Below are 14,179 nucleotides of genomic sequence, written 5' to 3'. Positions count from 1 at the left end.
TGGATGCAAGAACTATGAGCAAGTAACCGGAATGAAATTTTATGAATACCGGAATCTGTGATTGCGGAAGGTTACGTCAAATTTCATTTCAGGTAGCAACAGCGGTACTTGAACATCGTTTGCCACCGTACCTTTGCGCACGAAACAAACAATGGTGCATGTCGGGACTGTGAGAATGTAATACAATTAGAACAGGTAATATAGAATCGGTAAAAGAGGCTGTGAATTGGTAACAGAGGTTCGGCAGAACATGGTCTATAAAAGTAACCGGACTGTTATATAGGAAGATGATAACCACCCGCTTGAGTTGCGGGTGGCTTTAAAAAAATTATATGGAGTATCAGAAGTGATAGTCGATGACTCCTCCGATATAGAGTATCGTTCCCGGTTCAAGCGTACAGACAAACTCCATAAATGCAAAAGATTTTTCGGCAAATGACTGGTATCCCTCTCCGTCCAAATAGAAATGATACGCAATATCCAATGGATTTTCCAATGCCTTTTCAAGTTGATAAACAGGGCCTACAAACTCCAACATATTTTCCGTCGTAATAGCTTCAGCTTTCTTACGGATGTTAGTCACAAAGTTCTCTTTCCATTGTTCCACACCACCAATGTAGCGTATGGTGTCATCACCTACAAGTTCGAACATATCTTTTGGTAGAGCAGTATTGACCAAATAACGAATATCCTCCTTACGTTCTTCGTCATCTATCTCCGCACAATAGTCATAGAAACTGCCATCTCCTTGATGGAGAGTGTCTTCATTCAGATAGTTTTCTTTTTCTATCCACATTTTAGAAATCTGAAAAATTCGGCTGTGCATAATTTTGAAATTTAAATGATTAAACTTTATTCCCTTTACTTGAAGCTCTTCCGGCTTCTTGTCTGGAATGATTTTTATGCGAAATTGACAGCAAGGAAAGGATGGATAAGGCAAGTAAACAGTGGATGGAATGAAGTGGAATACCCAAATCTTCGATATGCGGAAGGCTGCCACAAGTATCCGGGAACTGTTAGCGCAGCGTTACTTGACCATTCTAAAGCTGTATCTTTGCATACAAAATCTCTCAGATAAGAACTGCCGATGTGCGATATAAAGAATATCCGGATTGGAAGAATATAAAAGACTGGAGAAGCACTCTGAGACTGTATAAAAGGACTGAAGGCGACAAAGTCTCCCCAATCTGCATGGCAAATCAGAGAAGCTTATCGGATAATGATAGTTCGCTGCACGCTGTCAGCATACCGTCATTTCGTTTTCTGCATCGGATTAGTCTTAGCCTGCGGCATATTCATAGATGTTACAGAAAGAATTGTCGTTTTCATCTTTCCGTTGTTCGGCAATAGCAAGAATTTCTGTTATTGATTCGACAGACTGACCGCTTATCACCTCAAACCACTTGAATACTTCTGTCTGGTTGACAAAATATTCCTTGTACCATTTGTCGTCTGGAGTACATAGGTCTGCAATGTACTTGTCGGGAAAGTATTTACCCTCTTGGTCATTTGTCCAGTACTCCGCCAGACCCGACTCTTCCGATTGATAGAAATAACATAGTGTTGGGAATTTCTCACATACCAGTTCAAGTGTTTCATCACACGGAAACCAAGCTGTTTCCGTTGTGAATTTCAAGAATGTCAGGCCAATAAATGTGTTATACTGTTTAGAAACGGAGTACGACGAGTAAAAAAGGAATAGGACCGGTTGTGGGAGTTCGGTGGAGCATGGCTATAAGAGTAATCGGGCTGAATATACAATACAAGGAAATGCTATCCACCCGCTTTGGCTACAGGTGGATATGTTATTGTCATTCCGCACCTCTCATGATGGTGAGTTGGTCGGGACGGTTAGGAAACCAATAAGAATCACTGTCAATATATACACATCTGCCACTATTACAGAGATTCCCAAAAGCTAAGACCTCACAAGGTCCAAATATCACTCCATAATCGTTTGTAAACGCCACCATATCTCCCACACTCAAGTCGTTTTCCGTATCCATCACCTTGGAAAGGTGGTCGTAAAACTCAATACCTTCAGCTTCACGTTCTGTTTTCCAACGCAAAAAGTCTTCTTTATGACTTCTACCGGTATGTATCGGTGATAATTCAGAAGGAAAAACCTCCGCTTCCGAAGTATCAGATGCAATCAAAATAACGCTATCCTCTTCAATGTTTTCCGGAATAGAAGCCACTTGGTAAACCCCATTAGACAGACCACTATCTGGGTCATGCCAATAAAGAAGATTACCCAACTTGATAAAATCGTATTTTCCCATATTCTTTGATTTATTATTTCCCTTTGCTTGAAGCTCTTTCGGCTTCTTGCCGGGGATTGATTTTTATGCAGGATTAACAGTGGAATAAGGGCGATAAGACAAGTAAACAGTAAATGGAATGGAACGGAATACCCAACCTTCGAATGTAAGAGCAGAAGCATGCTTGTCCTTTTATACCTTGCAATGAGAAGGGGACTGAAAGTCAATCTTTGATTTGAGGAAGGCTGCCGTAAAATATCCAGGAACCGTTAGCATAGCGGTGCTTGACAATCGTCCGGACACTGTACCTTTGCATATAAAATCTCTTCGGCCAGATTTGCCGATGGTGCGATAAGGGAATACTCAGAATGGAAAAACATAAAAAGGGGTATCATATTATAGGCGAAATATATAACAGAGCTAATATAAGTCCTAAAAAAATATTTTTGCTATCTTTGCCAGAGTATTATATAATATTAAGAACATAACAATGGAAAAAACATTTACACAAATCTGTGAATTGTTCGATCAATTCTCAAAAGATGCCAACCTCCAGATGGAGAAAAGCAACAAAGCTGCCGGAACTCGTGCCCGCAAAGTATCACTTGAACTTGAAAAACTTCTCAAACAGTTCAGAAAAGAGTCACTCGAAGCATCGAAATAATTTTCATTCTGGTTCTGACAGTAGGAAAATGGCGAACTTCACGTGTACCATATCGAAAAAGCCTCTTCGCTTCACAGCGGAGAGGCTTCATTGATTATGACAAAGTTAAACATCAATTATGCGAAATTTCTATTTCGCTTTTGGAAAAAACAACTCCACTTTCGTATGTCTGTTGGCTTCCACGGGCGTATAGTCGGCAATTCCACCTTTGCTAACTCTGATAATCCGCTTGGCTGGTATTCCACGTTGTTCCAGTTCTGCGGTAATAAAACCTGCTCTCGATATACTCAAAGAATCATTGATACTTGATGTTCCTGTAGAACTGTCAGCAGCACCAGTTACCCTCACGGATAAACTGTATTTCTTAGCTACACGAGCCAGTTCGTCAAGATTAAGCCTCTGTGAGGTATCCGTCAGATGTGTCGTATTGAGAGCAAAAAAGAAATAGATGGGTGTACCGATGCACTCTCCATCAGCGTATGAAAGAACCGTGGAATCCATAGCGAGGGTGTCCTGATGGGCGGACTGCACATTTCGGGAAGCCGTGTAATTATATGATGGCTTTCCATTCTCTGTCTGAAGAATAGTCGTGTCAAGAGGTGACGACCCGTCCCAATAGCTATGCTTCAATCTTGCACGAAGCGAGTTCAAACCGCTATAATTATTTATAGGATATCTGCATCCGGTTATATCGTCGTTGTCAAAGATATGGCTATATGTATCGAGTAGTCCTTCGATTTCCAGAATTTTCTTTAATTCCACGAGCGTTCGCTTATCTTGATTGTGACGTCCCACATAACGCCTGTTCTCCTCCGAAAGGAAGTTGCCATAATCGACAAGCAGTTCGTTCCGATGGATGTATGGTGCCGTATCCACTGCGCGCTTCCAGCCGACCTTACCGAGATGAAAGGTGAATCCGGCAGTCAGCGAAAGCATGTGATCGCCCAGACGGTTTGGATAGCCATATCCGTCGAAATCCTGGAATGTAGTTGTGTTAGAGAGTTCCAGCATAGCACTAACCCGTTTGGAAATACGGTATTGTGTTAGTATGCCGTAAGAAAGCGCAAAGGGATTGTTCCCGTTGGTGGCGTTATGTAGCAGACCGACACCCATAAAGGGTGCAAGCCTCCAACGTACCTGTTCCTGTCGGGCATATCTGCGTCCAAGGAGATTCCACAGGAGATCTGCATGGATATAATGGTAGTCCTGCGTAGATAATTGTGCATCCTTAAACTGCAAGCCACTATAATTTACCCTTGCGCCGACCAAAGGAGTAAACCATTTGCCGACGGCGAGGCTGTACGAAGGTTTCACTCGTCCAAAAAGGTCTTCACAACCGAGAGGTGTACCAAGAAAAACTGTCGCACCTCCGGATATGCTAACAAACCAGTTGCCGGTTCGAGATGCCGGAAGTAGCACCCCGTTGAGATAGACGGGCTGCATCGGTTGAAGCAATTCCGCTACTTCATAATGAATAGTGTGTCGTACAGTGTCCTTCTGTACGGGTTGTACACTTGCTTGTGCCTGCAACGTGCAGAGCAAAGCGAAGATGAAAATAATTTGTTTCGTCATATTCCAATGATTTCATTAGTTATACTTTTAATCTGGTGTAAAGCGTATGCCATTTACCGTTTAGATTTCTTGCCGATAGTCGAGCGCATCATGCGGCTCGCCATCCTCATACAGCGAAGTGCCCATGCTCGATTGTCCTCGTCCTCGTCGCGTCCCCATTTGAGGTCACTCCCTCCGCCTCCACCACCATGTGATTCGGCAAATGTAGTGGCATCATCTACCATTCCGAGAAATAGCATTGTCGCACAGTGCATGATTTCCGTACCCCGCTCGGCGATAGACTGTACCAGTGAACCGTCAAAGAGCTGCCGTTCTGAAACATTCATTTGTGCCGATGCGTTACGATACTCGCTGATTACACTCTCCAGTAGGACGTCTTTAAACAAGCTATCCACTTTGGAGTGTACATCACGGGAATATTGATAGGCCTCCTCTTTGAGTTCTTCGGTACGTTCTTCAATGGCTCCCATATCCTTTTTCAGTTCGATGAGTTGCCGGTCAGCCGTCTGCAACTTTTCCTGCTTGTCTGCCAGTTGTCTGATGATTCCTTGCAGCTCTTTTTCCAACATTTGTATTTGGATTGCCAATTCTGCCGCATTGCCTTTGTTTTCTTTTAAATTGTACTCGGCTGCCGATAACAAGGTTTCTTTTTCAGTTTTCTGCTTTTCAAGATTGCTAATCATTGTCGTAAGCCCTTTGACTCTGCGTTCTGCCAACCGGATGTCTGATTGAAGTTCACCCAATACCTGTTGATGGAGTTTGATATTATCCTCGATTGTTGTACACTCTTCAGACAACATTCGGCGGTATTCCTCAGTCGTTCTGTGCCGTGCACCCGTTTCGGATATGCTTGTTCCTCTTGACATTCCCCACTTTGTATTGACTTCTGCGAAAAAGTCCGTATGAAGTTGTTTCATTCTTGCACTATATTCAAACTTATCCTTACCGGCGAAGATTTCCTTGTACGCAAAGCGACTATCCTTGATTGGCAGAAGCGTACAGTGGATATGCGGGTTCAATTCATCCAGATGTACAATGAATGCAGCGATGTTCTGCTCACCATATCTGCCACAAACGAATGAATAAACATCCTTGGCCCAGCGTTCAATGTCACGCTTCCGTTCGATGCGGGTATTGTCCGCACCTTTTTCAAAGTCCACCTGTTGCGTACCGAAAGCAAGTTCCTGCATTCGCTGCCGTGAACCGCCGAAGATGATATTTACCACCGTGCGGTATTTTGGTTCGAGCAGCCCCTCATTAGGATCTTTGATTCCACGGTGACTCAATATGTCCGCCATCCGTTTGGGAATGCTACGGCTTGTGTCGATGGGATGTATTTTACCTCCGGGCGCAATCTCGAAGTTCAGCCGTTTACGCGTAGGATCATAATTTCCCTTACTCATAGCGTACTTCTCTGCCTTTTCACTACGGTCACGCAGATGTTCATTACTTTGGGCGGTGGTAATCCCTTTCGACACCTGCACGTCGAGTACCTGTTTTTGATTTGCCATACGTTTTTCATATTGTTTCGGACAATCTACCGTGTCCCAGCTTGCTGCTTGTTCGGACACCCTTCCCACCAACGTCAGGCAGGTGGGGTATTAGGCTCCCCCTTCCCTTTGTTCGTGGCAGGCGGGCAAGCCCGGATGCCTTCTATAACTGGCAGGGGGGCTTCACTGGATACAAAAGTGGATTGTTGCGGTTATACATTCTGTTTTCAACCTCCAATCTGATACGTTGCCTCCTGTGCCTTTGCCGCAAATGCCAGAAAAGGCTTAAAAAGCGTTTTAAGGAACTCCCTGTCATCTTCATCATAATCGGAATTTTCATCCCTATCTACATCAAGAATAAGCCCGGCAATACCTTTCGAAGTTGCAATAAGTCCTGTCCAGTCTCCATACAATTCCAATCGGAAGTAGTCCATAAACTCTGCACTGTCATCGAATCTCGACTTACGCAGTGCCCGTTGTATAGCGGCAAATGTAATGCACTCCAAAGCTACCATACGAATCTTGACAGCTCGTTCATCATCATCCGCTGCCGGATTGATGCGAGTGATACTGTCCGGAGATGGGCAGCTATCGCATATGCCAGCTTCATCCATTGCCCGACGAACAAGTTGCTCACACTTGATTCCGATCTCGTCAAGGGACACTTTGCCGATTATCCAATCGGACAATGCCTCACGTAGCTGTTCTGCAAGGTTCAACTTCTTCTGTCCATTGCAAGACTCCGTGGATTGGCTGGTTTGCACAGTCATGGTAATGATGACGCTTTTGGAAAGCCGGATGCGATTCAACAAGCCGAACTCTTCCATTACATCCAAAAAAGAACGGACAGTAGCCCTATGCCAATGCCATTCCGATGAAAGGTCAGAAACAGTCACGTGGCACTGGTTGGGTTGAAGTTCGTAGCCTTTGTTCCTTAAAAAAGGGGAAACAAAACCTGCCAAAGATTTATCCAATAAATCACAGAAGGCTTCTGTCTTTGTTTTTCGTTCACCGACTTTCTCCTTGAGGTAGTCAAATACTTCTCTGTCTGCCAATATAGGGACAGCTATTTTCTGCTTGGTTTTCATTTTCATTTCATTTTTTAATTATTACTATTGTGCGGATATATCAGTGTTGCCGCTATCCGCATCTTGCGGCAATATCGCGTGATGATGGTCATAATAACTTTCGGCTAATAGTCTGGGGAATTTCATCCATTCAGAGATTATGCCTATGTCCTGAAATTCGGTCATAACCCGAACAGAGGGATAGAACAGGGCAGCCAAAAGAAGATAGGCGGCAGTTACCGCCGTTGTGTACAAGTGTGGAACAAAACTGATGGCCAAAGCCACCAATGAGAGTATGACAAACATACATGGTCGGTCACATAAACCTCTTAACAATCTGTCCGCTCTCCTAAATGAATATATAGTGGCACAGATAGCAGTTGAAAGAAAAACACCGAACTCGCCAACATGTCCGCTGATGTAAACATAGTGGAAGAGCAATAGCAGAATCAATACGACCTGTACATATAGTTTACGAGCCTTTACACTGTGTATCATAGCATCGTAGAACCTTACCATAAAAGAACGGTGGCTTTTGTACAATGCTAATGGCAATACGAAAAGCGTTATACAGAAGATAAGTTGTAGTATATTCCAAATCATAAATAATAGGGTTTCTCGCGTATTTGAATGGGGGATATCATCAACTCTAATTGGACAATATTGTGGGTGGCCAATAGGATGATAACTTCGGCGTCCCTCGGTGAAAGGTATATCGCTGCTTTCTTAATACGTTGCTTGAACGTATGCTCCTGCTTACGGTAGGCTGCCAATGCCTTATCCAGTTTATGTTCCGGAATTGTCCATGTCATGCCTTTGGCGTATGAGCCTTTGTCTTTGTAAGCCCGCAGTACCAACGTGCGGGAAACAATGTAATTGATATATCCGTTTCTTGACAAAGCATACTCCTTATAGAAATTGTCATCAACAACCTCTATCCATGTCCGGTATTCCCTAATCCAATAAACCATTTGTCGGTATAGTGTGTCCCGCATAACATGACCATTAAAGGAAATCCATCAAGAGATCGTCTTTGTTCTTCTTATACTTGAATGTGCCACTTTTGGAATGAAGATCCAAATCAAGGCACAGCTCGCCGTACATCTGCTCAAGAGAATCATAGATGGTGACAAGAATGCTATTTACCTTACCGTCTGCATCTGTCTTGCAATTCATCTTGAACATCTGTCCAAATGCCGGGTTGGAGTATGCACAGGTGCTATGCCCGAATTTGTCAGCGTGCGTGGGGATGTGGTGGTAGAGAGTTATAAGCTCCATATCGTCCTCAAACAGATCCATCACTTCCTCCAAATCGTAAGGGTCGCGTAGCGGGAAGGTCAGTAGAGCGTAGTCACCGTAGAATTGTGCTTCCTCCATTGTCGTCACATCGAGTAGTTGCGGTAGTTGCAGAGGGACAAATGTCATAAAGTCATTGAAAAAATGTCGTAACATATTCATTTTTTATATTGTTAGAGCGTCTGTATGAAAATATCCATAAGCATTCCTGGCAGTTCAGTCAGTTGACCACTTTCCGATTGCAGGATTCGGCTCAAGGTTTTGAACGCCACAGGTGTCTGTGCCGCCATCCTGTCAAGTTGTTTCCGTTCTTTATCGGAAAGCAATGTCATAGAGAATCCGTCCAGTGAAGTATAAGGGTGGATAAGCATCCATATATAAGCATGTGCTTGCGAAGAAGTCTTGATTTTTTTGTTCCGAACATCTTCTATACAAATCTGCATATTTTGTATTTGGCGACGATTGGTGCGCATTGTCAAATAAAGCATAGCCTCCCGATAGGTAATCTCCTTTCTCTCAGCGGCAAAGAATATCTGCGAACAACACTGTTCAGTACCACGTGTGATGTCAGCCATACTCTCACCTTCGAAATCGTGCAAGTGAGAGAGGAACGCACGGAATATAGCATCTTCTTTAGTGATATAAGTAATCAGTTCATTGCGGCTATGTATGCCGTTACGGATAGTTCGAGTCAGTAACATACGGTAAGCCGCAAGGATTTCCTCTTTGTTACCCTTATGAAGCGGAAGATTATCCAGTGAGTTGAAAAACGGGCGGATTTCTCCAGCGGCATGATGCAGTTCCTCATCATTGTTATAAGGTGAGAACTCTCCTTTGAGAGCCAAAAGTTCCTGATAAGTACGCGTCTTTGAGAGGGCTAAGCGTGAGAACTCAGTGCGGATAGAATCATGCAGTCTGATACACTCTTCACGCTGATTGGAATGGGGGTGGCTGAGCGTATCATTCCGGAGATACCTAAAAACAGAGTCTTTTACAGTTTGCCATTGTAGGATATGCTTGGTCAATACTTGAAATGAGGAATCTTTCTGACGTCGTATATTGTATAAGTACTCCCTGTATATTCCGGCAGGATCGTTCGTAGCTTCAGACAATGATTTGCCATTTCTATCGCTGCATGATATCAGGCCCAATATGGCCAATGAAACGATACATCTTCCAGTCAAAAATGATGGAGTCTTGTAGTATGATTTTAAAATTTTCATATTTAACAATTCATATTTAACGATGCAAATCTATATATTATTTTTATTGTAAAAGCTCTTTTATATCGCATTTAGTATAATTTTTGGTATCATATTAATAATATGATTATCAATGAAAACAAGTGCAAGAAAAAAAGCTAAAAAAAGGATTCAGCGAGATTTTTGCCACGATATGATTTTAGATTAAAATGAAAGTGCTATATTTGCACTTGTTATCAAAACAGTGTATATTAAAATGGCAAAAGTTGGCTATATATTCAAGGAAAATAATGACAGTTTTGATGCTGAGAGAGAATGGATGCAGCGATACGGTTGTGTACAAATCGTAGAGGAAACAGTTGAACATGAAACATTGAGACCTATGTGGAAACAGCTTATGGCGAATCTTCAAAGGGGCGATGAAATAGTCATATCCAAATTCAGCAATGCTGCACGCGGTTTAAGAGAACTGGCCGCGTTCATCGAACTATGCCGTATCAAAATTGTACGTGTCATATCCATTCATGACAGAGTTGATACTCGCGGTGAATTATTCCCCGGTACGACAGCAGCCGATGTGTTGTGGATAATAGGGGCATTTCCGGAAGAAATTGCCGCACTACGAAAATATTCCGCTCATGTCGAGAAGTTACGCCAGAATATCAAAGCCCCGGCTATGCCGAAGGTATTACCTAAAGCTGAACGAGATAAGACAATCGTGGATATGTATATCAACGGGCATTCTTTCGATGACATTTGGGCTGCAAGCGGTTTTAGCAGCAAAAGTTCTATTTGGCGCATACTCAATAAATATGGCGTAAAACTTGATCGTGGCCAAACCAGCGGTCCGCGTGTCAAACAGAACCCGAAAGAGGACGGAACAAATGAAGGTGGCTCCTGATAGAATTTTCAGATAATCAGGATCGTATATTTGTTTTTCGGTTATTATTTTGTATTTTTATTATTGTTAAAACTATAAAAGTAAGACTTATGGGAGATATTATAATTGTATTGCTGGTATTCTGGGTTGTCGGCAAGCTCTTGAAGGGCGTGTTTGGCGGTTTCAGTAAAAGCAGCTTCAAAGATGATAAGTAGGCCAGCCAAGGGATGGGATAAATACGGTCAAAAAAGACTGGTTCAAGAGGCGTGAAATTGTAAGAAGGAAGTGGAATGGAATAAATATAAACGGAGCTTCCGGCAACAGGAATCCAGGATATATCGGTTGAGATATACCCTGAATACATGTCGGATATTGTCTGTCCGGAGATGTTTAGGCTTTCCACCTATACCCCTCGTCTGTCAGTTCCAAGTATTCCTCTAATCCCGGTTTTACGAAAAAGACAATTTCAAAGGCTTCGTTACTTCCGTTATCGGGGAATGTCATGTCGGTTTCTCCATTTCGGATAGTCCCTTTGCCCACGTTGGAACCAAGGTCTTCATCCGCATAGGCATATTGAAACTCGACGTCCGGAAATATCTCGGAGAGTGTTTGGATAAGCAGAGGCACACCTTCCCAAGCCGTATCAAACCAAAGCACGTTCGGTTCTTCAAAATTCTGATTAAAGGCATTCCATTTTGTACCCCAGTTGGCAATAGACCATTCATACCAAGTAGGATAACCGTATTTTCCCCAGTTTCTCAGATATGTCATTCCAAGTTGTAATGCTTCTTCCCTGACTTTTTCCTCCTGAATTTCCATCCATTGAATGACTTTCAGGTCGTCCTGTGAATTGAACGGTTTACGTTGCTGTGCTATGATATACTGCATACCAAATTCCCCAGAAGTGGACGCTTCTATCAGTAAGTCCTTTGGCATAGGGATAATGTTGTTGAAGTCAATATAGCAAGGCGTACTGTCTTCATCAGTTTTTCCTTTTAAGAAATCCATCACATTTTGTACTGTTTCTCTGTCTGCGTTTATTTCTAAACGGTTTGTTACATAATTAGGCATGATTTTAATGTTTAAAGAATTGGTTAGTATTAACTTTTATTTCCCATATTGTCGGTTCTTTACTGATTGAACCGTTTTGGGATTTATGGATGCGGTAAACGGATGTCGATACAGCTTCATACGGCAACTTTTCTTGCCAAATTACTCTTGCGCAGGAAGGAAGAATTTTGTAAGAAATACACTTCAAGTAGCAGGATCAAGCGCGATAGCCGACCTTTGCATCTGATAAAACCAAACCGGTGATAGGATGAAGAATAGATGGGAGATAAAATGAAAAATAATTAATATAAAAGAAGAATGCTATTCCTTTTGCAGAAATATAAAAAAGGAATAGAATGATATAATTATAAAAGAGGGGCTATTATTACCCTCTCAATTATAAGAGGGTATGTTCTCAAACTCGCGCCCCTTATTTGTAATACTGTAATACTGTAATACCGCAACACCTCCGTTAAAGGTCATTACGGTATTTTTTTTGAATTATTCTTGTGTTGCTTCCATAGCATTGCTGTATTCTTTGATTTGCTCCATTGTCAGCCATTCGGGTTTTTCGTTTTCTCGGAAGCTGTCGTGAATTTTCGTCATGTATTCAATTTGTGTCTTTTCAGAACCAGCCCACAAACGACGAGAACTTTTGTTTCCAAAGCCAAGATAATATTCACAGTCGGCTTGCAAACGCCCCAATAACATATACCTGAATTTTAAATCGTGCTGTAATACTTCTTCTATTGTCATACTCGTTTTCGTTTTTAATTAAGTTTTTTATTTTCCCTTTTTTCAAGTCTTTCGACTTTGCCGGAAGGGTTGTTTTTCATGTGCGTCCCAAACGACGAAGCAGGAACGCAGTGCAAGGAATCGGAAATGAAATTTTATGAATACCGAAATCTATGATTTAGGAAGATTACGTCAAATTTCATTTCGGATAGCGTAGCGATACTTGGATAGCGTTCGTTCGCCGTAATTTTGCACACGAAAACAAGACCGGGCGAAAGTCTGGATAACGACAGGAAACATCAACATTCATTACATAAGGACTGTAAAAGAGAAGCAGGCAGTTACGCTGCTATAAAAGGGAAACAAGGAAATTAAAAAAGTGGGCACGGAGCAATCTGTAAAAAAGGGGGATGCCACCTGTCTTCGGGCAAAAGAAGATACCATACCGATATGATTTAACCGATACGGTATCTCTTTGGTAGTCATCAGTACCATACTTTCAGAAAACCATTTAAAAACATTCGATATTCGCCTCTTGGAAAATCTGCGGGGCGTGCTGATAAAGCAAAGGAAGATTCAATACCGCCATTGGATATTCCACAAATCCGCTTCTACGCTTGTAACCTGAATAGGTCGCTAAATTATTTGTCTCCAGAAACTCCATTGCATCCGGATAATGATTCACATCAATAAATGTACGGTCTGGCAAATCGAGTGCATCCATGCTCTCCAAATTGACGGATAGCACGATATACTCTGTTTCATCTTCCACACTTTGCAAAGTAAGTGCTAACCAGCCATTGCCATAAAATTGAGGCATGAGATAAAAGCGTTCTCCACGAAACTCGTATTCTTTCCGCGTTAGGGAGCTGTCCGGCTCTACCAAGCGAAAATCATCCTCTCCAGAAACAAATTCTGTTGATGGGTCGCTGACATCCACATACGTTCCATTTACATTGTGACACAAATACTCTGCATTTTCTGAACGAACAATCACAAATTGAATTTCCATACTTTTAAAATTTAGCTATTAAACATCATGTTCTTTTTTTCCCTTTTTTCGGAAGCCTTTAGGCTTCTCCAGTCGGGATTTGATTTTTACGTGCATTCAAGATTGCCTTTAAGGAAAAGCAGGCAAGGAATTTGGACAGAATTTTTACAGTTGCGGTATGGAGCGTATACGACATTTGAGCGATTGAAAATCGGGAAAGCTACTGAAAAATTGTGTTCAAATAGCGTAGCGGTACTTGAATGTTTTTCCGTGGCAATACCTTTGCACAGGAAAAAACAAGTCCTGACTGGTAGCAGCCTGAAACGAAATAATTTCGTTTTATACAAGGGTAAAACGGAGTGATAAAAAAGGGAATGACCACAAAGAGCAGCCGACAAAAGCCGGCTTTCTTTTGTTCCTGTGGGAGGAGCTGGGACATTTAATCCGTTACATCATAATAATAGCTTAGCTCGTCATCTTTCAGATACTCCATTGCATATTGACTGGCTTGTGCCCAAAGGGTATTATACAATGTCGCAATTTCCGGCCTTGTTTCATAATGCTGCCATATCTTATGGTTAAGCACTAAAACCAGTTCCGTGAGATACTTGTAGTTCTCTTTCCACTCCTCAAAAGCACGGCTGAAAGTGTCCTGTATCGCCGAAAGACCAAATCGGTCAGCAATGGAAAAATCATTCCAAAAGGTTGTTTGCAATTCATAACCGTTCTCTAACATAAATTCTCTGAATGTCATAATGCCTCAAATTTTAAGATTAATATTTTATTTATTTCCCTTCGATACTTCCTGTACCGAAAGGTTGATTATTTTTCTGCCCACGGGATTGGCGGCCAGAACGGGCAAGGAGGATGCGGAAAATACACTCTTCGATATTTCGGAGAGGAAGATTTTACAGCAGCAAGTGTCAGCGGTCCTTGACAGGACGGACAGCCGGCAATCGAATTTTGCAGGG

17 protein-coding genes are annotated in these 14,179 nt (G+C 42.2%); 3 read left to right on the top strand and 14 right to left on the bottom strand.

The genetic code is table 11. The features are described 5' to 3' along the window. Positions 1 to 340: 340 nt before the first annotated feature. Positions 341 to 826, bottom strand: a complete 486-nt coding sequence (locus R3O62_RS15250; RefSeq protein ID WP_004323429.1) for a hypothetical protein — start codon at positions 824 to 826, stop codon at positions 341 to 343. Between the two features lie 15 nt (positions 827 to 841). Here R3O62_RS15250 and R3O62_RS15245 point away from each other — a divergent pair, with 15 nt between their 5' ends. Continuing rightward, complete coding sequence (locus tag R3O62_RS15245) at positions 842 to 1,078, top strand: hypothetical protein (RefSeq protein ID WP_117833921.1); 237 nt, start codon at positions 842 to 844, stop codon at positions 1,076 to 1,078. A gap of 201 nt (positions 1,079 to 1,279) precedes the next feature. Here the strand turns inward: R3O62_RS15245 and R3O62_RS15240 are convergent, their stop codons facing one another. Then, complete coding sequence (locus tag R3O62_RS15240; protein WP_008640420.1) at positions 1,280 to 1,636, bottom strand: hypothetical protein; 357 nt, start codon at positions 1,634 to 1,636, stop codon at positions 1,280 to 1,282. A 175-nt stretch (positions 1,637 to 1,811) separates the two neighbouring features. Next, on the bottom strand, positions 1,812 to 2,282 hold the full coding sequence (locus tag R3O62_RS15235) for a hypothetical protein (protein WP_004308716.1): 471 nt from the start codon (positions 2,280 to 2,282) through the stop codon (positions 1,812 to 1,814). Between the two features lie 469 nt (positions 2,283 to 2,751). Between R3O62_RS15235 and R3O62_RS15230 the strand changes: the two genes are divergently transcribed. Continuing rightward, positions 2,752 to 2,925, top strand: coding sequence for a histone H1 (locus tag R3O62_RS15230; RefSeq protein ID WP_004323432.1), 174 nt, complete (start codon positions 2,752 to 2,754; stop codon positions 2,923 to 2,925). 129 nt (positions 2,926 to 3,054) lie between these two features. Here R3O62_RS15230 and R3O62_RS15225 read toward each other — a convergent pair whose 3' ends face one another. The 7 genes from R3O62_RS15225 to R3O62_RS15195 all read right to left on the bottom strand — a co-directional run bounded on the left by R3O62_RS15225 (position 3,055) and on the right by R3O62_RS15195 (position 9,573). Next, the gene (locus R3O62_RS15225) at positions 3,055 to 4,497 is read right to left on the bottom strand and encodes an OmpA family protein (RefSeq protein ID WP_004308721.1); all 1,443 of its coding nucleotides are present in this window, start codon (positions 4,495 to 4,497) and stop codon (positions 3,055 to 3,057) included. A 53-nt stretch (positions 4,498 to 4,550) separates the two neighbouring features. Beyond that, positions 4,551 to 6,008: a MobV family relaxase gene (gene mobV, locus R3O62_RS15220; protein ID WP_032946564.1), complete on the bottom strand. Its 1,458-nt coding sequence runs from the start codon at positions 6,006 to 6,008 to the stop codon at positions 4,551 to 4,553. Between the two features lie 206 nt (positions 6,009 to 6,214). Continuing rightward, positions 6,215 to 7,075, bottom strand: a complete 861-nt coding sequence (locus R3O62_RS15215) for a hypothetical protein (protein ID WP_008640423.1) — start codon at positions 7,073 to 7,075, stop codon at positions 6,215 to 6,217. 24 nt (positions 7,076 to 7,099) lie between these two features. Next, a complete protein-coding gene (locus R3O62_RS15210; RefSeq protein ID WP_004323436.1) occupies positions 7,100 to 7,657 on the bottom strand; it encodes a hypothetical protein in 558 nt (185 codons plus the stop codon). Continuing rightward, positions 7,654 to 8,049: a hypothetical protein gene (locus tag R3O62_RS15205; protein WP_008640424.1), complete on the bottom strand. Its 396-nt coding sequence runs from the start codon at positions 8,047 to 8,049 to the stop codon at positions 7,654 to 7,656. The genes R3O62_RS15210 and R3O62_RS15205 overlap by 4 nt, the downstream gene beginning before the upstream one ends. Positions 8,050 to 8,059: 10 nt before the next feature. Then, the gene (locus R3O62_RS15200) at positions 8,060 to 8,506 is read right to left on the bottom strand and encodes a hypothetical protein (RefSeq protein WP_004308726.1); all 447 of its coding nucleotides are present in this window, start codon (positions 8,504 to 8,506) and stop codon (positions 8,060 to 8,062) included. A gap of 17 nt (positions 8,507 to 8,523) precedes the next feature. Continuing rightward, positions 8,524 to 9,573 carry a hypothetical protein gene (locus tag R3O62_RS15195; protein WP_004323439.1) on the bottom strand — a complete coding sequence of 350 codons (1,050 nt, stop codon included), beginning with the start codon at positions 9,571 to 9,573 and terminating at the stop codon, positions 8,524 to 8,526. A 235-nt stretch (positions 9,574 to 9,808) separates the two neighbouring features. Between R3O62_RS15195 and R3O62_RS15190 the strand changes: the two genes are divergently transcribed. Continuing rightward, a complete protein-coding gene (locus R3O62_RS15190) occupies positions 9,809 to 10,453 on the top strand; it encodes a recombinase family protein (protein WP_032946524.1) in 645 nt (214 codons plus the stop codon). Positions 10,454 to 10,822: 369 nt separating this feature from the next. Here the strand turns inward: R3O62_RS15190 and R3O62_RS15185 are convergent, their stop codons facing one another. The 4 genes from R3O62_RS15185 to R3O62_RS15170 all read right to left on the bottom strand — a co-directional run bounded on the left by R3O62_RS15185 (position 10,823) and on the right by R3O62_RS15170 (position 13,962). Then, positions 10,823 to 11,503, bottom strand: a complete 681-nt coding sequence (locus R3O62_RS15185; RefSeq protein WP_004308730.1) for a hypothetical protein — start codon at positions 11,501 to 11,503, stop codon at positions 10,823 to 10,825. A gap of 480 nt (positions 11,504 to 11,983) precedes the next feature. Beyond that, complete coding sequence (locus tag R3O62_RS15180) at positions 11,984 to 12,238, bottom strand: LPD11 domain-containing protein (RefSeq protein WP_032946527.1); 255 nt, start codon at positions 12,236 to 12,238, stop codon at positions 11,984 to 11,986. Positions 12,239 to 12,728: 490 nt separating this feature from the next. Next, positions 12,729 to 13,229, bottom strand: a complete 501-nt coding sequence (locus R3O62_RS15175; RefSeq protein WP_007218096.1) for a DUF4313 domain-containing protein — start codon at positions 13,227 to 13,229, stop codon at positions 12,729 to 12,731. 418 nt (positions 13,230 to 13,647) lie between these two features. Further along, entirely contained in the window at positions 13,648 to 13,962 is a 315-nt protein-coding gene (locus R3O62_RS15170; protein WP_008640431.1) for a hypothetical protein, read from the bottom strand. Between the last annotated feature and the right edge of the window lie 217 nt (positions 13,963 to 14,179).

This window comes from Bacteroides hominis, from assembly GCF_033042785.2.
Classification (GTDB): Bacteria; Bacteroidota; Bacteroidia; order Bacteroidales; family Bacteroidaceae; genus Bacteroides; species Bacteroides hominis.
This window is presented reverse-complemented; position numbering and strand designations above follow the sequence as displayed.